Genomic DNA, 20,939 nt, shown 5'->3' on the forward strand with positions numbered 1-20,939 from the left:
TTCTGAAGCTTGAAAAATGGAGTTTTTAATTGGAAGTATATCACGAAAAGCAAAAAACACAGTTTGATGTTTAGAATCTGAAATGCAGAACTTGAATTTTGGAACTTCTAAACTGAATCTGAAATTGAAGGTTTGAAATTCGGAACTTGAAAAGCAAACTTGAATTTCGGAGTTTTAAACTGAATCTGAAATGAAGAACTTGAAAAGCGAATTTGAATTTCAGAGTTTTTAATGGAAATAAACAATCGTTTTGATTCTCAAATTGAGATGAAAAAATAAGAATGAAAATTGGCTGAAATTTAGATTCGAATTAGTTTTTAAATTTGCCAATAATTGGATGAAATTAGATTAAAAAAGGGAATGAAATTAGCTGAGATTTGGGCAAGAATTGGGTTTTGTGCCTGCCGAAAATTGGTTTAAAATCGATTAATAATTAGGAATATCAGCTAGAAACAACCAGCTCATAACACACGCTACAAGCAATTTGGGCAATTGGCTTAATTTAAATATGGTTTTGTGTCAGTAAAATTTGGCAAATCCGAATAATGGGCTTAATTTAGTCCCAAACTGCTTTTAGCGCGGGGACGTTATGCGGGAGTTGAGCGAAAAAAAAACATTTCAGTTAAAATTACGTTTTAAAAAAGAATATAGTTACGCTGAAAATCGAAATAAAGAAACTCAAAATTGGAGTTTTAATCTGGAATTTGAAAAGCTGAAAATAGAATTTTGGAGTTTCTAAACTGAATCCTAAATGTAAAACTTGAAATGCAGAAACTTGAAAAGCAGACTTGAATTTCTGAGTTTCTAAACTGAATCTGAAAAGCGGAACTTGAAAATTGGAGTTTTAAATTGGAATGCAAAAACTGAAACTTAAATATTGAAGTTTCATTGAGAATAAAAATAAACAATCGTTTTGATTATGAAATTGAAACGAAAAAAGGGAATAAAATTTAGCTAATATTTAGACAATAATTTGGCTTTTAATTTGCCAATAATTGGATGAAAATCAATTTTAAAAAGGAATGAAATTAGCTAGAATTTGAGCAAGAATTAGGTTTTGTGTCTGCCAAAAATAGGCTTAAAATCGATTAATAATTGGAACTATCGGCTAGAAACAACCCCCGCATAACACACGCTACAAGCAATTTGGGTATTTGGCTTAATTTAAAAATGGTTTTGTATTTGGGAATATTTGGCAAATCCGAAAATAGGGCTTAATTTAGTCCCAAACTACTTGTAGCGCGGGAACGTTATGCGGGAGTTGAGCGGAAAAAAAACATTTCAGTTAAAATTACGTTTTAAAAAAGAATATAGTTACGCTGAAAATCGAAATACAGAAACTCAAAATTGGAGTTTTAATCTGGAATTTGAAAAGCTGAAAATAGAATTTTGGAGTTTCTAAACTGAATCCTAAATGTAAAACTTGAAATGCAGAAACTTGAAAAGCAGACTTGAATTTCTGAGTTTCTAAACTGAATCTGAAAAGCGGAACTTGAAAATTGGAGTTTTAAATTGGAATGCAAAAACTGAAACTTAAATATTGAAGTTTCATTGAGAATAAAAATAAACAATCGTTTTGATTATGAAATTGAAACGAAAAAAGGGAATAAAATTTAGCTAATATTTAGACAATAATTTGGCTTTTAATTTGCCAATAATTGGATGAAAATCAATTTTAAACAGGAATGAAATTAGCTAGAATTTGAGCAAGAATTAGGTTTTGTGTCTGCCAAAAATAGGCTTAAAATCGATTAATAATTGGAACTATCGGCTAGAAACAACCCCCGCATAACACACGCTACAAGCAAGCTGGGGATTTGGCTTAATTTGGAAATGGTTTTGTATTTGGAAAATTTGTGTTTAACCGAAAAAATACGCATCTTTAACCCCAGCCTGCTTTTAGCGCGGGGACGTTATGCGGGAGTTGAGCGGAAAAAAAACATTTCAGTTAAAATTACGTTTTAAAAAAGAATATAGTTACGCTGAAAATCGAAATACAGAAACTCAAAATTGGAGTTTTAATCTGGAATTTGAAAAGCTGAAAATAGAATTTTGGAGTTTCTAAACTGAATCCTAAATGTAAAACTTGAAATGCAGAAACTTGAAAAGCAGACTTGAATTTCTGAGTTTCTAAACTGAATCTGAAAAACGGAACTTGAAAATTGAAGTTTTAAATTGGAATGCAAAAACTGAAACTTAAATATTGAAGTTTCATTGAGAATAAAAATAAACAATCGTTTTGATTATGAAATTGAAACGAAAAAAGGGAATAAAATTTAGCTAATATTTAGACAATAATTTGGCTTTTAATTTGCCAATAATTGGATGAAAATCAATTTTAAACAGGAATGAAATTAGCTAGAATTTGAGCAAGAATTAGGTTTTGTGTCTGCCAAAAATAGGCTTAAAATCGATTAATAATTGGAACTATCGGCTAGAAACAACCCCCGCATAACACACGCTACAAGCAATTTGGGTATTTGGCTTAATTTAAAAATGGTTTTGTATTTGGAAATATTTGGCAAATCCGAATAATGGGCTTAATTTAGTCCCAAACTGCTTGTAGCGCGGGAACGTTATGGGTAAATTGCGAAGAAAATCAGATTTTTAAAGGCATTTAGTTGAGAAGAAGTCGAAATTCATAAACTTTGAAACTTGAATTTTATGTTTAGAAGCTGAAAAGCAAAACTTGAAATACAGAACTTGAATATTGGAGTTTCTAACCGAATCTGAAATATAGAACTTGAAATTGAAAACTTGAGTTTCGCAGTTTCTAAACTGAATCTGAAATACAGAATATGAAAAGCAAACTTGAATATTGGAGTTTTAATGGAAATAAACAATCGTTTTGATTCTCAAATTGAGATGAAAAAATAAGTATGAAAATTGGCTGAAATTTAGATTCGAATTTGGCTTTTAATTTGCCAATAATTGGATGAAAATCGATAATAAAAGGGAATGAAATTAGCTGGGATTTAGGCAAGAATTAGGTTTTGAGCCTGCCAATAATTGGTTTAAAATCGATTAATAATTAGAAATATCTGCCAGAAACAATCTACCCATAACACACGCTACAAGCAATTTGGGTATTTGGCTTAATTTAAATATGGTTTTGTATTTGGAAGATTTGGCAAATCCGAATAATGGGCTTAATTTAGTCCCAAACTGCTTTTAGCGCGGGGACGTTAGTGGCAAGCAATCGAGAAATTGAGAAAAAAAGAAACATAAAATAATACTAAATGAAGAAATTCTACATTATGAATGGACAAAACCAAGAAGGTCCATTTGAAATTGAACAACTAAAATTATTAAACATAAAAAAAGATACTCCTATTTGGTTTCAAGGAATTGAAAATTGGACAACTGCAGAAAAAGTTGAAGATTTGAAATCGATATTATCAATAAATACAACTCCCCCAAAATTTGAAAATCCAATTCAAAATAATTTTTCAACAACTCCGCCGAATTATTACAATTCTTCCAATTATAATAATCAAAATTATAATTCCCAAAATGATTATCCGAAAAGTAATTTAAAAAGAAATCTATTAATTGTTGGTGTAATATTAATAGGTTTAGCAATAATAAGCTTTTTATCAAGCAGTTATCAATCTAACAGTTATGACTCAGAACCGTATAATGCAGACGAAACTCAAAACAGTGCTGTTTCAGCAGAAGAAACCGAAAGACAAAGAATAAATGAAGCAATTACTAAAAAGAATATGAATTTTAGAAATAATTGGCAATCTTATTTAACTGCAACAACAAACCAATATCAATATAGAGAAATTGGTGGAATTTTTAATCTAGCTGTTATTTTCACTAATAATACTGATTGCAAAATGGATGAAATTAAAGTAAATGTAAATTATATAAAAGATAGTGGCGGTATCTATAAAACTGAAACTGTTGTTTTCTATAACGTTTTACCTGGAACACAACAGACGGCACAAGCGCCGGATAGTGAAAGAGGTACATCAGTTGAATTAGAAATTTCGCAAGCATATTCAGATAAAATGAATTTTTATTATCCAAGTGATAGTGGTAATTATAAAGACCCATACTTTTATAAACAATAGAAATAGAAAACATCACACATATTTTGCCAGCCACTAACACACGCTACAAGCAAGCTGGGCAATTGGTTTAATTTGAAAATAGTTTGTATTTGATACATTTGTTTTTAACCGAAAGATTACGCATCTTTAATCCCAGCCTGCGTGTAGCGCGGGAACGTTAGCAGTAATTGAACCGCAGAATCAGAAAATAACAACCTTAAAAATATGAAAAAAACACTTTTAACATTAGTAATAATCTCATTTACAAATTTTTCATTCAGTCAACAAATAGAAAAACTTGATTACTGTAATTGCATAGAAAATATCGAGAAGAACTCCCCTATTTATGATGGGAAATATGAACGAATTTGTAAAGAAAAAACAACAGATGTTGGGAGTTTTAAAAATGACCTTCCAGATGGAGAATGGATTTCATATAATTATAAAGGCGGATTAATAAATAAAATAAATTATTCCGAGGGTAAATTAAACGGTTTGTTTGAATTATATTTTCTTAATGGCAAAGTACAATTTAGCGGTAATTTTATAAATGGTAAAAAAAATGGTGCTTGGAAATATTATAATGAAAAAGGAATTGTCATAATTGATGGCGAATATGAAATGGATAAGCCTATTAATTTATGGACTATCAAAGACAAAAAGGGAAAAAAAATAGTAGCACAGTACGATTACGCAAATTCAAAATATATCGTAAATGAAGTAGATGAAAAATTTAAATTTAAAGGTTCAGCACTTTTAGGAGGAGCATCGTTATCATACGATTTATTTATTGAAAATGCAGAAGTTCCAAGAGATTTTTGGGATACATATGCGGATTTAAAATATTTAGCAAAATTTAAAATTGAAGAAAATAGTTCAAGTACATTTATTCTTGATGAAGTAAATGAAAAAAGTTCAAATATTACAATTACGTTTGGTAGTAATGTCCAAACTGACCCTGCCAGTCAATTACATAAAATTGAGCATAGCAGATTATCTAAAAAATTACTTTACTATAAAATATCGGAAGCGTTAAGCGTCTTGCCTCCTTGGGTTTATAAAGGTGAAAAAGAAACAAAAATTTACATTCCATATCAAGTAAATATCAGGTAAATCAACTACTGCTAACACACGCTACAACGGATTTGGGCAATTGGCTTAATGGAAAGTTGGTTTTGTATTTGGGATGATTTGGCAAATCCGAAAATAGGGCTTAATTTAGTCCCAAACCCGCTGTAGCGCGGGAACGTTAGCAGTAACCCTATGACAGAACTATATTATAAAAGACATTTTAATGAAAATCGGATTGAAAAATCCGAAACTTGGGGAACTTGTATTTATTATTTTGAATCCAATCAGAAAGGAGAAATACTTCGACAAATTGAAATTTATGAGAATGGCAAAAGATTAAAATACAGTGAAGAATTTATTGAAGACGAATTTGGATTTCTTGCTGACCAAACAATTAATCTTTTGGAATTTGAAGAATACGCAATAAATAAAAATGATTTTGAATATCAATGGACAATGAAATAAATTATCTTATTGGAGATGCCACACAGCCGAAAATAACTGACAATAAAATCATTGTACATATTTGTAATGATATTGGAGCTTGGGGAAAAGGTTTTGTAATGGCAATTTCTAAACGTTGGAAAGGACCGGAAAAAGAATATAGAAATTGGTTTAAAAATCAATACAATTTTTCACTTGGACAGGTACAATTTATAAAAGTTGAAAATGACATTTGGATTGCAAATCTAATTGGACAGCATAAAATATATAAAGACGAAAATGGCAATGCTCCTATTCGCTATGACGCAATAAAAGTGGGTCTTAATAAAGTTGCAGAATTTGCAAAAGAAAATAATGCGACCGTTCATATGCCTAGAATCGGTTGTGGACTTGCAGGCGGAACTTGGGACAAAATAGAACCCATTTTGAAAGAAACTCTATTGAAAAATGAAGTCGCAACTTATGTTTATGACATTGCGTAAAAAAGGGCTACTGCTAACACACGCTACAAGCAAGCTGGGCAATGGGTTAAATTTGAAAATAGTTTGTATTTGATACATTTGTTTTTAACCGAAAGAATACGCATCTTTAATCCCAGCCTGCGTGTAGCGCGGGAACGTTAGGCGTCAGCTTAACAGTGCAGACAACGACAAATCTATAAAAACAACCAAAATTATACGATGGAAGAGCTTACAGACAAACAAATAAAGAATCGTTGGGTTGACATCAAAAAGCATATTAATGAACGACAGCTTTTAGCTTATAGAGTCGGAATACCTCTTGAAAAATGGGATATATATATGCACTCAATTCCATCCACAGAAGAAATAAATAGAATATATTTATGCATCCAAGAAGACAGAATAAATAAAACTTTAAGAATAAAAGAAGGACTTTCTAAAATCGTAGGATATAGAGAATCTGTTGAATTTAGCCGAAAAAGCGGAGTTTCAAGCACATCTATTCGTGAAATAATAGAAGGTAAAAAAATAATGGCAGGCTACGATATTATAAATAAATTAGAACTCTTTTTAAATTCAGTAATAGAAGACTTTGAATTATCAATCGAAAACCCACTAACTCTAAAAAGTTACTCACAAGATTATATTGGAGATATTGCATCTGAAATAAATCGAATAGCAGATGGATTGAAACATTATTGTTTTAGGCTGAGTGAAATGGCTCGAAAACAAGAATCTGAATCAGGTTGGGATGGGAAGAAAATTGAACCATCAAATCATTTAGACTACTCAATAAAGAATTTAACTGAACTTAAAGAGAAAATCGATACTTTTTGGAAAGTATATATAGAAAAATAAAACAAGCATAATCTATTAAAATCTATAAAAAAACAGAATATTAAAATGAAAAAAACTACCCTAATTTTATTACTTATATTTACAATTACAAAAATGAATGCTCAATTAGTTACGGAAGAAATTAACTTTAATAATTTTACATCAACAACTAATAATGATTTATCGAATAAATTTGTACAACCAATAACTTATGGTTATACCCAAGTTTCAGATGGAAATAATGGTTATTATTTAACTACAAGTCTACAAGGAACAGCTACACAACCTCTAAAATTATGCTCAAGATTCAACGGAATCGATACTGAAACTATGCTTATTTCAATAGACTATAAAGTTGAAACCTATCCAACAGTAATCTCAAATGTTTATAATTCTGTTGGTCTTTTTATTGCAAAAGACAATGGAGAAACTATTTTATCTTCGGCTATTTCAAATACCGTTAGTGACCCTTATGGAAAAATTTTATCTATCAATGGATTGTCTAATCCAAATTCAACTTATAATCCTTCCATTTTTGGTAATAATTTTATAAGTGGAAATTGGTATAGATTAGTATTTGAATTAACTAAAATTGCTACAAGTAAATTTTCTGTTTCTTCTAAAATTTATGACATTGGAACAGATGGTACATTAAGTCCTGTTTTAAAAGTAACAAATACAAAAGAAGGCTTTAACTATAATTTCAGTTCAACAAATAACATAAATATTCATATAGTTGGTGGTTATTGGGGAGACGTCAAGTATCTTGATAATTTTAAAGTTTATGGTTTTAAAAATGGAAGTAATTGTTCAAATTTATCAAACGATGATTTTCAAATAGAAAACAATATATTGGTATATCCGAATCCATTTAAAAACCAAATAATTATAAATGAAGAAGTTACAAAAATAAATATCTATAATTTAAATGGTCAATTAATTTCAACTCATTCAGATATAAATAAGGAAATTCGTCTTGACAAATTAGCAAATGGAACATATATTTTTGAAATATTTTCAAGTAAAGGTGTCCAAATAAAAAAAATTATAAAACAATAATTGTAAATAGCAAAAATTTGTAAACTAATCTAAAACTTAATAAAACTTGCTAAATGAAAAAGCCGCACGCCTAACACACGCTACAAGCAATTTGGGGATTTGGCTTAATGGAAAAATTGGTTTGTATTTGGAAGATTTGGCAAATCCGAAGAATGGGCTTAATTTAGTCCCAAACTACTTGTAGCGCGGGAACGTTAGTGGCAAGCTTACGTGAAAAGCAAGAAAACAAGAACTTAATCCAATAAATGAGAAAGCTTATTAAAATATTAGTTGGAATAATAGCAGTCTATTTTTTGGCTGTACTTGTATTTGCTTACGAAGAAAACTACAGAGAATTAATCCGAAATCTATTTCAACAATTAACAGAAAATAAAATTTCATTTAAGAATTATGGAAAGTATTTTCACTTTGCAAGTGGTGAATTTATTTCAGCATTTTTAATTTTTATAATTTCAATAATTTTATTGTTAAAAAGGCAAGAAAATAGACAACGCATAAAAAATATTTCACTTGGCACGTTGCTTATAATAATTTCGACAATTATTTTTTGCTACATAGATGCTAATGGAAAATTAATTGAATGTACTGCTTGTGACGATGGAAAAAGAGTTTTGGCTTTTAATGATTTAAACTATGATTTGATATTTATTTCAAGTTTAATCTTTGGAATTTTACCAGCAATTGTAACAGAAATCAGAAATCGCAACAGAAAAAAAGCCAGCCACTAACAGCCACTACAACGGATTTGGGCATTTGGCTTAATGGAAAGATGGTTTTGTATTTGGGATGATTTGGCAAATCCGAATAATGGGCTTAATTTAGTCCCAAACCCGCTGTAGTGCCAGAACGTTAGCGGTCAGGCAACCGCAGACACTAAGAAAACAAAGACAATGAGAAATATTTTGATACTAATATTGGTAGCTTTTCTTTTAACAAACTGCAATAATTCCCAAACAAAAATTGTGGACAAAGATGAAAGGCTTGAACTTGTTCCTGAACAAAACAAACACGCTAGATTATTAGCTAAAGTAATTGAAAAACTCAAAACTAAAAATTGTGATTTTTTAGAACCTGACACTTCCCTTTGTGGAATAACATTAAGAAATTCTATAAGTGCAGACAAAGTTATTGGAACAGATAACAAAACTGATGAAAGAGAGCAATATCATTTTTATTCTCTAATGAATGCAGAAACGCTTACACTAACACAACATCCGGGTGATGGGAAAAATCAAATTTCTATTTTTAGTATTTCATATTCTGACAAAGCTGACCACAGATACAAACAACTAAATTTTGATACCTTTCAAACAGAAAAAGGAATTAAACTTGATTTGACAAAAGAACAAGTTGTTGAAAAACTTGGTAATTGCTATACTGTGGTTGATAGCACAAAAGACCGTCTTGAGCTTTATTACAGGATTGAAAATCCAAAAGACAGCAAAACAAAAATTTTAGAAAGTAACAATATGCCTATTTATTATGCAATATATACTTTCTGCAAAAACAAATTGAGATATTATGAATTTGGATTTGAATATCCGTAAAAAAATGCCCGAACCGCTAACATCTACTACAACGGATTTGGGTAATTGGCTTAATGGAAAATTGGTTTTGTATTTGGGAAGATTTGGCAAATCCGAAAATAGGGCTTAATTTAGTCCCAAACCCGCTGTAGTAGAGGGACGTTGGCGGTTATATTACCGCAGAACTTTAAAAAACAACATTTTATGAAATATATTTTAATCCTTTTTACATTTTTTTCAATTAGTTTAAATGCTCAAAATATTTTAAAGTTTGACAAAACAAACGTTCAATGTGAAGATAAGTGGATTGCATACCAAATGGAAAAAGATAGTACTTATACATTAGGATTTATTTATATCGATTCACAAGCAGGATTAACATTAAACTATGAAGGAAAATTTAAAATTGAAAAAGATGGTAAATTTATTCTAATAGATAGTGAAACTAAAAATGAAGTAGGTTTTATAAAAGCAAGGCTTCAACCAAACAGAACTGCAATAGCTGAAATTCCTGAAGCAAAATTTAAAGAACTAAATATTGAAAAAACACCTAGTTGGTTAAAAACATATAAAACTGATGAAAATTCTGTCGAAAGATTATATCGTTGGGGTTATATGTATAATGGCTGGAACGAATGCGAGAAGGCTTTAACTTTTTTAGAAAAAGCAGATAAAATTAATCCGAAATTTAAAGGATTACAAACTGAATTAGCATTTTCTTATAATGCTTTACAGAAATTTGATAAGGCAGAAATATCATTAAAAAAAGCAATTATAGAAAATCCAGAAGACTGTTATACTTATAAAGAATTGGCTTATACTTATACAAAACTTTTGAATTTTGAAAAAGTAGCAGAAACTTATTCAACAATGTCTAAAATTTGTAAGGAACAAAATTTCATTCAAGAAACTGCATATAATTTAGCATATGAATATTTTAAAACAAAAGATGTAATTAAGTTTAATAAGTGGAAAAGTGAGGCTGAAAAATGGTCTAAATCTGAAAATCAGTACACACAAAACTTAAATAAAATGGAATCTGAATTAAATAAATAAAAAATACAACCGCCAACACACGCTACAAGCAATTTGGGTATTAGGCTTAATTTGAAATTGGTTTTGTATTTGGAAGATTTAGCAAATCCGAAAATAAGGCTTAATTTAGTCCCAAACTGCTTGTAGCGCGGGGACGTTACCAGCAATATGAAAAAAAACGCACCTAAATACACGATAATTCTATTTTTTATTTCATTTATTTCTTGTTTTAGTCAGGATAATAAAAGAATAGAACTTATTAAAGCACCACAATCTTTTGAAAATATTGGCGAAGCAGAAGGAGATTTAGACAAAGATGGAATTGCTGAAAAAGTTATAGTCTATAATACTAAAAAAGAAACTGATTTCGGAACTGAAAGACAAATATATATTTACAAAAAGAATATTGATAAGTGGGAATTGTGGCGAAAATCTATTGGAGCAATACAACCAAGTGAGCACGGTGGTCCGATGGGAGACTCATTTGAGGGAATTTCAATTGAGAGAAATTGTATTGTAATTTATCATACTGGAGGAGGTAGGCAAAAATGGAGCTATACACATAGGTTTAGATATCAAAATGAGGATTTTTACTTAATCGGAGCAACTGTTAATTTTGGTTCACCTTGCGACTATTGGGAAAATTTTGACTATAACTTATCAAGTGGCAAAATTAAATACGAAAAGGAAACAGAAAATTGTGAAAAGAACAGTTCGAAAATTGAAAAAAAGGAAATAAACAGAAAACTAAAATCTTTACCGAAAATGGATGGTTTCAATCCTGGAGATAATGAATTAAAGTTTCCAAATTCTGAAATCACAATGTACTATTAAAAACATACTGCTGGTAACAGCCACTACAACGGATTTGGGCATTGGGCTTAATGGAAATATGGTTTTGTATTTGGGATGATTTGGCAAATCCGAAAATAGGGCTTAATTTAGTCCCAAACCCGCTGTAGTGCCAGAACGTTATGCGATACTTGCCCAGAAAACCTAGAAAAAGACATCTATGAAAAATAAAATAATCTATTTAATGTTTTTACTAATTGGTAATTTTTCCTTTTCTCAAACAAATGAATTTTATAAAATTATATTTGAAAATGAAGAGAATTTTAGCATTATTAAAATCTTAAATGGTAAAATTCCTAAAAAATTTATTATAGTTGATTCAACAATTACATTTTATCCTAAAAGTTTTTGGCTAGATATAAATTTGAAAGATGAAAAAGTTTTAAAAGAAATTGAAGAAGACGAACATCATCCTTACAATAATGTTTACATATTTTCTACAAATAAATATGATAATTTATTTAATGACAATGAAAAGAAATATTTAAGCCAAGCTTGTCAAAATGTGAAGTCAAAAAAAATTAAAATATTAGAGAAAAAATATTTTACAGTTAATAATACTAAAAAAACAAAAGGCTTTTACTTTTTGATTAGCGAACCTATTTACACTTCAAATAATAAATTTGCTTTCATAGAAGTAGACATTAAATCCAAAGGCGTTTTTTTGGGAGAAAAGACAGATGACTATTTTGGAGTTTTAAAAATAATCTTTGAAAAAGGTGAAAATGGAATCTGGAAACAAATTGGAAATTATGAACATCTCGTATTATAGCATCGCATAACACACGCTACAAGCAATTTGGGGATTTGGCTTAATATGAAGTTGGTTTTGTTTCAGGAAGATTTGGCAAATCCGAATAATGGGCTTAATTTAGTCCCAAACTGCTTGTAGCGCGGGAACGTTAGTGGCAAGCTTGCCTAAAATGCGAAAAAATGGATGAAGAAATTCAAAATAAACTAAATAAATATTGCATCATCAATAGAAAATATCACCTTCTTGATGAAAAACAATTTTTATCAATGTTTTCTAATATCAAAATTGAACACTTAAAAAAAGCTTGGGAATATAGTTTTGTAGAAATTCAGAATAAAGAAATAATAACAAGTTATGTCGAATTACAAAAAAATAGAAAAAAAGAATTCTCAAATAGATTGCGAAAATTCAATTTTAATAGTTCTGACTTATATTTCTATCTAAACAGTGAATTTGATGTAAAGGAATTATTATTTGATGATGAACATTTCGAAAGACGTATAAGAAATGCATTAGCCAAAAGACATCAAATAATTATCAAAACAGAAATTAAAAAATTAAAAAGGCAAGAGAAATTAAGAGAAATTAAGGATAAAATAATATCAACAATAGCGATAACTTTCATCCCTATACTTATTTTTGCATTACTCTTTGTTTCAAGAATTAGAGATGGTTTTACTTCTGTTGATATTTTAACTGAACGAATATATGAACGTGAAATATATGAATTTGATGGTTCAATCTGCAGAGATGGAAAAATAAGTCATTCACAAGGAAGAGGAACTTGTTCTTGGCATAATGGTGTTTATCGAAAATTTCATAAAGGACAACATAAAAAATCAAAAAAAGAATCTAGAATAGAAGCACAAGAAAGGTCGTGGATTGAATAAAAAGCCTGCCACTAACACACGCTACAACGGATTTGGGCAATTGGCTTAATGGAAAGTTGGTCTTGTATTTGTGATGATTTGGCAAATCCGAATAATGGGCTTAATTTAGTCCCAAACCCGCTGTAGCGCGAGAACGTTGGCGGTTATTTTCGCTCGACAAAATGAAATTTATAAAATGAAAAAATATCTAATCAAAATATGTTTATTATTTACTATTGCTTTGTTTTATAGTTGCTATGGAGTCAACGCAGAAACATCTGAAATTGGAGATGCATATTATACTTGTCGAGATAAAAATGCTTGGAATGAAATCTCAAATGAATTTTCTACAAATCAAATTAAAGACTCAACATTTTTAGAAGGACTAAAATATGTTGAAAATCATTTTTTGAAACCTGATTATATTATTTATTTTAAAAGTAATCCAAGGGAAATTGTGGGGATTTCAAATGAAGTAATAAGAGTTGCATTTAATCCTAAAATATTCAATGGTCCAATTGATGGTTTAACACCACAGTTGTCCGATAAAGAACAAGTTCGTATTAGAAATAGAGTTTTAAAACTATTGTATAAATATGAATGTCCGAAAGGTAAAAGGCAAATATTAAAAGCTTTGAAAGAACCAGCGATTTTTGGAAAAGAATATTACGAAAATAAATAAAAAACAACCGCCAACACACGCTACAAGCAATTTGGGTATTAGGCTTAATTTGAAATTAGTTTTGTATTTGGAAGATTTGGCAAATCCGAAAATAGGGCTTAATTTAGTCCCAAACTGCTTGTAGCGCGGGAACGTTACTGGCTAGTCGCGAAATAAGAAGGAAAATTTCGATAAAAACAGCTTTTATAATTCTATTATGATGACAAGAAATAGTCGTTCGGAAACTTGATAAATTTGAATTTTAAAGTCTGAAAAACTTGAACTTGAACTTGAACTTGAGTTTCGAAGCTTCTAAACTGAATCTGATAAGCGAAGCGTGAATTTCGAACTTGAGTTTCGAAGTTTCTAAACTGAATCTGAAAACATAATCTGAATTTCTAACTTGAGTTTCGGAGTTTCTAAACTGAAAAGTAGAAGTTTAAGGTTGGATTTTTTTTAAATTAAAAATGGGTTTTTACCAAAAAAACAAGAATGAAATTAATGCCGAATTGGGATTTAAAATTGCCAATATTAGGCTGAAAATCGAATATAAAATGGAATAAAATTAGCTGAGATTAAGGCTAGAATTGGGTTTTGTGCCAGCTGAAAATTGGAATAGAATCGGGTTTTAATTGGAACATCAGCTAGAAACAACCAGCCAGTAACACACGCTACAAGCAATTTGGGTATTTGGCTTAATTTAAAATTGGTTTTGTATTTGGAAGATTTGGCAAATCCGAAAAATGGGCTTAATTTAGTCCCAAACTGCTTTTAGCGCGGGGACGTTGGTGGCAAGACTAACGGAAATTCGGGGCTAAAACAACTGTCCAACAAAAGAAAACCGTCAGAATTGTCACCGTAAAACGGACAATAATGGCGGTAAAAACCAAGAATGAGCGACTAACAGAAGCTAAAAATAATAAAAAAGACGAATTCTACACACAACTTTCAGACATCGCAAATGAACTGAAACATTACAAAAAACACTTTAAAGACAAAGTGGTTTATTGCAATTGTGATGACCCGAGAATTAGTAATTTCTTTCACTTTTTTTCTCACAATTTCGAGAAATTTGAACTCAAAAAATTAATCACAACTTGCTTCCAAAATCAAGAACGTGATTTATTCAGCAAACATAATTCTGAAAATGCAATTTATCTCGAATACAACGGAGATAAAAATGGGAATTTCGTTCCCGATATTGACGAAATTGGAATAAAACCATTAAAAGGCGATGGCGATTTTCGCAGTAAAGAAAGTATCGACTTGCTAACGCAAGCCGATATTGTCGTTACAAATCCGCCTTTTTCTTTGTTTCGTGAATACGTTGCTCAACTTATCGAACACGATAAAAAATTTGTCATTATCGGACATCAAAATGCAACCAAATACAAAGAAATTTTCAGACTTATAAAAGACAACAAAATTTGGTTGGGTAACGGTTTCAAAGGTGGTGCGGGTCATTTTATCAACCAACATTACGAAGATTACGCAACTGCAACCGACAGAAAAGAAGGAATGATTAGAGTTTCAGGCGTTCATTGGTTTACAAATATTGACCTTAACAAACGCCACGAAAATTTAATTCTGTACAAGACTTATAACGAAATCGATTATCCAAAATACGATAATTATGATGCAATTGAGGTAAGTAAAACTAGTGAAATCCCAATCGATTATGACGGTGTTATGGGAGTTCCAATTACATTTTTGGACAAATACAATCCTGACCAATTTGATATTGTGGGAATGACTTCGGGCAGAGATGAATTTGAAGCTACGCCAACAAAAAAGTACATCAACCCAAAGCAACACAACGAAAACGGTACAATTATCAACGGAAGTAAAGCAAACACAAGCTCAACAATTCTATATAAAACCAAACCCGAAGGCGTTTATTACACAGCAGATAATGCTGATGGTTATTTAAAAGTTCTTTACACAAGGTTTTTGATAAAAAATAAGCAAATACAAAACTAGCGATGAACATAGAACTCAAAGAAATTACAATACGAGAACTAACTGAAAATTACGAAGACAACAACGAAAACGGTGTTATTGGATATGATGGAAAATTAGACATTCGTCCACCCTATCAACGTGAATTTATCTACAAAGACAAACAACGTGAAGCAGTAATTGACACGATTACAAAAAACTTTCCGCTAAATGTAATGTATTGGGCAGTTCGTGAAGATGGAAATTTTGAAGTTATTGACGGACAACAAAGAACTATTTCAATTTGTCAGTTTGTAACAGGCGAATTTGCATATAATTTTAGATTTTTTCATAATCTACAAAAAGACGAACAAGAGCAAATTTTAAACTACAAATTGATGGTTTATTTGTGTAGTGGAACGGATAGCCAAAAATTGGAATGGTTTAAAACTATCAACATTGCAGGCGAAAAACTAACCGAACAAGAACTGCGAAACGCAGTTTATTCGGGAAGTTGGGTATCTAGTGCAAAACCAATTTTTAGTAAACGAAATTGTCCTGCATTTGGTTTAGCAGGCGATTATATGGTTGGAAGTCCTGACCGACAAGAATATTTAGAAACCGCCATCAAATGGATTTCTAATGGAAACATTGAGGTTTATATGTCTAATCACCAACACGACCCAAACGCAAACGAAATTTGGTTGTATTTTCAATCTATCATTAGTTGGGTAAAAGCGACTTTCCCAAAACATCGCAGAGAAATGAAAGGAATTGGTTGGGGATTTTTGTACAACGAGTTTAAAACTCAAAACTTCGACCACAAAAAACTCGAAGAAGAAATCTCAACTTTGATGCAAGACGAAGACGTTACCAACAAAAAAGGAATTTACGAATACGTTTTAACTCGCAAAGAAAAATTTCTAAATATTCGAGCATTTACCGATAATCAAAAACGTGAAGCCTACGAAAGACAACAAGGAATTTGCGTGAAATGTGGCGAACATTTTGAACTTTCGAGTATGGAAGCCGACCACATTACGCCTTGGCACGAAGGCGGAAATACTTCTGCCGAAAATTGCCAAATGTTGTGCAAACACGATAACCGAATCAAAAGCGGAAAATAGGAATAAACAAGAAGTCCAGCCACCAACACACGCTACAACGGATTTGGGCAATTGGCTTAATGGGAAAATAGTTTTGTATTTGGGATAATTTGGCAAATCCGAAGATAAGGCTTAATTTAGTCCCAAACCCGCTGTAGCGCGAGAACGTTAGCGATTATTGCTCCGGTGACGAAAAACCGCTGAATTTAATCGGGTATTTTAATTTGGAAAAAGTTTTACAAAAGCTGAAACCGAGTTGACCGAAATCAGATCCGAAAATTGAAACTTAATTGTTGCGGAAGTAAAAAATGTGAACCGCTTTTCGGACAATCGAAGGCGGAATTTTTTTGTCGATTTTTTTTGAGGTTTAAATAAAGTTTGCCGAAGCTAAACTTGCTAAACTGAACTTGCTAAAGCGGAACTTTGGTAGCGGAAAATAAAAAATGGAAATTCATACGCAATTGGAATGGATTATTGTAATCGATAATCAGATGTGCTTAACTAGCGTGTCACAACAATCGCTAACACACGCTACAAGCAATTTGGGGATTTGGCTTAATGGGAAAATTAGTTTGTTTCAGAAATATTAGGCAAATCCGAAAAATGGGCTTAATTTAGTCCCAAACTGCTTTTAGCGCGGGAACGTTAGCGATTATTGTTCCGTTGAAATCGAGTAATTTACGTTAATAAGAAAGAAAAAAATGGAAACTAATCTACTCCTACTCTGCCGACAAAAATCGAACGGAATTGATTGTGGATTTTGAAAGTCGAGTTTCAAAATGGAATTTGAAAGTCGATTTTTTTTGCGGAATTTTTTGGTCGATTTTTTTTGAGGTTTAAGAGGAATTTTATTCTCCTGATTTTTGGATTGCTTGAAAGTGTTTTCGGGACGGATTTTGAAAGTGGATAAACTTCCACAATTGGAATGGATTATTGGAATCGATAATCAGAGGTGCTTAACTAGTGTGTCACAACAATCGCTAACACACGCTACAAGCAATTTGGGTATTTGGCTTAATTTGAAGTTGGTTTTGTATCAGAAAGATTTGGCTAATCCGAAAATAGGGCTTAATTTAGTCCCAAACTGCGTGTAGCGCGGGGACGTTGGCAGTAATGCTACGAAACCGAAGATAGACGCCTTTTGTCCCTATATTTTTTTTGACTAATTCTGTTTTTGTCTGAATTATTTTGCCTCCAGATTTTCGCTCTTAAAATACATAACTCTTTGTTTTTTTCGTACCAGTTTCTAGCTAGTAAAGCTTGATTTTTTTTGTCAATAACTCTGGTTGAGTTAATATTTTCTTCACAGTCTTTACAACAATAATACAGATAAGAAAATTTATATACTTTTGAATATCTTTCTCTAAATAGGAAAGAATTTTTAAACTCTTTGCATACGTTGCATTTTTTTTCAAAATCTTGAATATTTCCTTTTTCACGTTGTATTTCACCTGTAAAAATTCTGTATTCAGAATATATTTCATTGACTATTTCTTTTTTTAAATCTAATGGATTTTTTGCAAAAGCATTATAAAAAAAATCGTGAATTTCTAAAGTTTTATGGTCTAAATTTCCAAAAATAGAAATGTATTTATTTTTTGTAAATTTCAATAAATCATCGTGTTCCTGCTGTGTCATACGTCAAAAAGTGTTAATGGAAAATTCTCAACCAAAACAGGCTCTTCTTCTTCTACTTTCTCAGTAAATAAATAACGCCTGCATTCGTCAACCGATAACGGTTGCACGCCCAAAAGCGTTTCGGGCATATAAATCCTCCATCCTCCGTATATTTCAAGCGAAAGGCAATTCATATAAATTACAACTCCAGATAGTCCGAACATTACGAAATTTAGAACCGACATTAAGCAACAGCGTTTGTCTAAATCCTGCCCAACATAAAAAAAATTGAATCGGTTGTTTGGATTTTTCATTGCGTGGGCGATAAGGTTTCTTGAACTCCCGCATGAAGGATCATTTACCGTTTGTGTTTCTTCTTTCAGATTGTCATTCGTAAAATAAGCCATAAGATTACAAATCGAAGTTGGTGTAAAAAACTGCCCCATTTTAGAATTGCTTTGTCCAAACTCCTCGAAGTAATTTCCTAAAAAGTCTTTCCATTGAACAGATATGTTTTGCTTTTCGTGGTCTAAAACTAATCCACCTAATGCGTTGGCGAAACCTTTCAATTCTTCTTCGTTGTATTTTTTTGCTATATCCAAATAAATATCCTCGCTCTTTCCAAGGGAGTAGGCACATACTGCCATTCCCAAAAAATCATCAAAAACTTGGCTTTTATGGTGGCGGTTAGATATTTTATTTAATTCACTTGCGAATAACATAAGGTGGATTTTTAATTAAACAATCGTGTTTGTGTTTTTCAACGTAATCGACAATTTTTTGAGGCGTTTTGTAAACTAATAATTTGACAGCCTCCAAAAGAAAAGCACTACTGCCAACACTTGCTAAACAAGATTCGGGCAATTGGTTTAATTTAGACATAGTTTTGTATTTGTTTTTATGGTTTTTTAATTAGAGGTTCAGGATTTATCAGTCCCGAACCTCGTTTAGCAAGGGGACGTTATGAGCTAGTTGAAAAAAGTGCATTTCATTTAAAATCAGTCTTTTAAAAATTATTTAGTTGCGCAGAAAATAAAATTCTGAAGCTTGAAAAATGGAGTTTTTAATTGGAAGTATATCACGAAAAGCAAAAAACACAGTTTGATGTTTAGAATCTGAAATGCAGAACTTGAATTTTGGAACTTCTAAACTGAATCTGAAATTGAAGGTTTGAAATTCGGAACTTGAAAAGCAAACTTGAATTTCGGAGTTTTAAACTGAATCTGAAATGAAGAACTTGAAAAGCGAATTTGAATTTCAGAGTTTTTAATGGAAATAAACAATCGTTTTGATTCTCAAATTGAGATGAAAAAATAAGAATGAAAATTGGCTGAAATTTAGATTCGAATTAGTTTTTAAATTTGCCAATAATTGGATGAAATTAGATTAAAAAAGGGAATGAAATTAGCTGAGATTTGGGCAAGAATTGGGTTTTGTGCCTGCCGAAAATTGGTTTAAAATCGATTAATAATTAGGAATATCAGCTAGAAACAACCAGCTCATAACACACGCTACAAGCAATTTGGGCAATTGGCTTAATTTAAATATGGTTTTGTGTCAGTAAAATTTGGCAAATCCGAATAATGGGCTTAATTTAGTCCCAAACTGCTTTTAGCGCGGGGACGTTATGCCTAATGCTAGAAGAAAAATAAATGACAACAGAATTTCCACATACAGAAGAAATAAAAGCTATTCTAAAAGACAAAGCTGACTTTGTCAGGCAGGACGGACTGAACTATTTAATTCCAAAGTGGAAACGATTTACAGACAATTATGCGGACAATGAAGAGTTGATTTATGAATGGCTAAACGAAATGGATGCAAGAAAAATAATTGACGAGATACTTGTTATACTCCCAAATACAGAAAGTGCTAAAATAACAGAAGTGCTAAAAGCAATTGACACTAAATTTATTGAAAAGACTTTTGAAATTAATGAATGTGTTTGGAGTGATAAAGTTGAAAAAGAGAACAAATACGACAGACAAAAAAATTGGTATTACTATAGAGTGAATCAAAATTTATTTGAAAGCGAAGTTGGACAATTTACCAAACGACAATAAAAGCACTAGGCATAACAGCCACTACAACGGATTTGGGCAATAGGCTTAATGGAAAGATGGTCTTGTATTTGGGATGATTTGGCAAATCCGAAAAATGGGCTTAATTTAACCCCAAACCCGCTGTAGTGCCAAGACGTTAGTGGCAAGCTCGAAGAGAAACAGACGTAAAAAATTGAATTACAAAAAGTTAAATATATTCAAAACTTTCAAAATGTAAGTTTGAAGAGCGAAGCTTTGAAATTAAATAGAAATATAAAAATTGATGTTTAGCTAAAAAATGTAAAAAGTGGAATCTGAAAAGCAGATACTTGAAAGTTGGAACGTGCCAACAGAAACGTGAAAATTGGAATCTGAAAAGCAGAAACTTGAAAGTTGGAATGTGCCAACAGAAACGTGAAAATTGGAATCTTAAAAGCGGAACTTGAAAGTTGGAATGTGCCAACAGAAACGTGAAAATTGGAATCTGAAAAGCAGAAACTTGAAAGTTGGAATGTGCCAACAGAAACGTGAAAATTGAAACCTAAAAAGTAGAAACGTTAAAGACGGAATTTGAAAAATAGATGTTTAATAGTTGGAATTTGAAAGTAG

The 20,939-nt window shown here is 31.2% G+C and carries 19 protein-coding genes; 16 read left to right on the forward strand and 3 right to left on the reverse strand.

Translation table 11 applies throughout. The annotated features are described in order from the left end of the window. The first annotated feature begins 3,239 nt into the window (after positions 1-3,239). From OYT91_RS06040 to OYT91_RS06110, 15 genes are all read left to right on the forward strand, one after another. The gene (locus OYT91_RS06040) at positions 3,240-4,079 is read left to right on the forward strand and encodes a DUF4339 domain-containing protein (RefSeq protein ID WP_281239916.1); all 840 of its coding nucleotides are present in this window, start codon (positions 3,240-3,242) and stop codon (positions 4,077-4,079) included. Between the two features lie 204 nt (positions 4,080-4,283). Further along, positions 4,284-5,171, forward strand: a complete 888-nt coding sequence (locus tag OYT91_RS06045; RefSeq protein ID WP_281239917.1) for a toxin-antitoxin system YwqK family antitoxin — start codon at positions 4,284-4,286, stop codon at positions 5,169-5,171. Between the two features lie 150 nt (positions 5,172-5,321). After that, entirely contained in the window at positions 5,322-5,594 is a 273-nt protein-coding gene (locus OYT91_RS06050) for a hypothetical protein (protein ID WP_281239918.1), read from the forward strand. After that, positions 5,579-6,055: a macro domain-containing protein gene (locus OYT91_RS06055; protein ID WP_281239919.1), complete on the forward strand. Its 477-nt coding sequence runs from the start codon at positions 5,579-5,581 to the stop codon at positions 6,053-6,055. The genes OYT91_RS06050 and OYT91_RS06055 overlap by 16 nt, the downstream gene beginning before the upstream one ends. Before the next feature lie 198 nt (positions 6,056-6,253). Next, complete coding sequence (locus tag OYT91_RS06060; RefSeq protein ID WP_281239920.1) at positions 6,254-6,892, forward strand: hypothetical protein; 639 nt, start codon at positions 6,254-6,256, stop codon at positions 6,890-6,892. Between the two features lie 45 nt (positions 6,893-6,937). Beyond that, positions 6,938-7,930, forward strand: a complete 993-nt coding sequence (locus OYT91_RS06065; RefSeq protein ID WP_281239921.1) for a T9SS type A sorting domain-containing protein — start codon at positions 6,938-6,940, stop codon at positions 7,928-7,930. 245 nt (positions 7,931-8,175) lie between these two features. Then, positions 8,176-8,658, forward strand: coding sequence for a hypothetical protein (locus tag OYT91_RS06070; RefSeq protein WP_281239922.1), 483 nt, complete (start codon positions 8,176-8,178; stop codon positions 8,656-8,658). Positions 8,659-8,820: 162 nt separating this feature from the next. Next, on the forward strand, positions 8,821-9,477 hold the full coding sequence (locus OYT91_RS06075) for a hypothetical protein (protein ID WP_281239923.1): 657 nt from the start codon (positions 8,821-8,823) through the stop codon (positions 9,475-9,477). 183 nt (positions 9,478-9,660) lie between these two features. Continuing rightward, complete coding sequence (locus tag OYT91_RS06080) at positions 9,661-10,512, forward strand: tetratricopeptide repeat protein (RefSeq protein WP_281239910.1); 852 nt, start codon at positions 9,661-9,663, stop codon at positions 10,510-10,512. 147 nt (positions 10,513-10,659) lie between these two features. Next, the gene (locus tag OYT91_RS06085) at positions 10,660-11,325 is read left to right on the forward strand and encodes a hypothetical protein (protein WP_281239924.1); all 666 of its coding nucleotides are present in this window, start codon (positions 10,660-10,662) and stop codon (positions 11,323-11,325) included. Between the two features lie 178 nt (positions 11,326-11,503). Further along, positions 11,504-12,115, forward strand: coding sequence for a hypothetical protein (locus OYT91_RS06090; RefSeq protein WP_281239925.1), 612 nt, complete (start codon positions 11,504-11,506; stop codon positions 12,113-12,115). Between the two features lie 161 nt (positions 12,116-12,276). Then, complete coding sequence (locus OYT91_RS06095; protein WP_281239926.1) at positions 12,277-12,987, forward strand: DUF3761 domain-containing protein; 711 nt, start codon at positions 12,277-12,279, stop codon at positions 12,985-12,987. Positions 12,988-13,162: 175 nt separating this feature from the next. Continuing rightward, complete coding sequence (locus OYT91_RS06100) at positions 13,163-13,648, forward strand: hypothetical protein (protein WP_281239927.1); 486 nt, start codon at positions 13,163-13,165, stop codon at positions 13,646-13,648. Positions 13,649-14,500: 852 nt separating this feature from the next. Beyond that, positions 14,501-15,607: an adenine-specific methyltransferase EcoRI family protein gene (locus tag OYT91_RS06105; RefSeq protein WP_281239928.1), complete on the forward strand. Its 1,107-nt coding sequence runs from the start codon at positions 14,501-14,503 to the stop codon at positions 15,605-15,607. A gap of 2 nt (positions 15,608-15,609) precedes the next feature. Further along, entirely contained in the window at positions 15,610-16,692 is a 1,083-nt protein-coding gene (locus OYT91_RS06110) for an HNH endonuclease family protein (RefSeq protein WP_281239929.1), read from the forward strand. Positions 16,693-17,787: 1,095 nt separating this feature from the next. Here the strand turns inward: OYT91_RS06110 and OYT91_RS06115 are convergent. The 3 genes from OYT91_RS06115 to OYT91_RS06125 are packed head-to-tail and all read right to left on the reverse strand — an operon-like array spanning position 17,788 to position 19,170. After that, positions 17,788-18,282: a hypothetical protein gene (locus tag OYT91_RS06115; RefSeq protein ID WP_281239930.1), complete on the reverse strand. Its 495-nt coding sequence runs from the start codon at positions 18,280-18,282 to the stop codon at positions 17,788-17,790. A 23-nt stretch (positions 18,283-18,305) separates the two neighbouring features. Beyond that, positions 18,306-19,010 (reverse strand): N-6 DNA methylase, encoded by a 705-nt coding sequence (locus OYT91_RS06120; protein ID WP_281239931.1) that lies wholly within the window; start codon positions 19,008-19,010, stop codon positions 18,306-18,308. Continuing rightward, positions 18,994-19,170 carry a hypothetical protein gene (locus OYT91_RS06125; RefSeq protein WP_281239932.1) on the reverse strand — a complete coding sequence of 59 codons (177 nt, stop codon included), beginning with the start codon at positions 19,168-19,170 and terminating at the stop codon, positions 18,994-18,996. The genes OYT91_RS06120 and OYT91_RS06125 overlap by 17 nt, the downstream gene beginning before the upstream one ends. A 770-nt stretch (positions 19,171-19,940) precedes the next feature. Here OYT91_RS06125 and OYT91_RS06130 point away from each other — a divergent pair. Continuing rightward, complete coding sequence (locus tag OYT91_RS06130; RefSeq protein ID WP_281239933.1) at positions 19,941-20,351, forward strand: hypothetical protein; 411 nt, start codon at positions 19,941-19,943, stop codon at positions 20,349-20,351. Positions 20,352-20,939: the final 588 nt, after the last annotated feature.

The organism is Flavobacterium praedii (assembly GCF_026810365.1).
Classification (GTDB): Bacteria; Bacteroidota; Bacteroidia; order Flavobacteriales; family Flavobacteriaceae; genus Flavobacterium; species Flavobacterium praedii.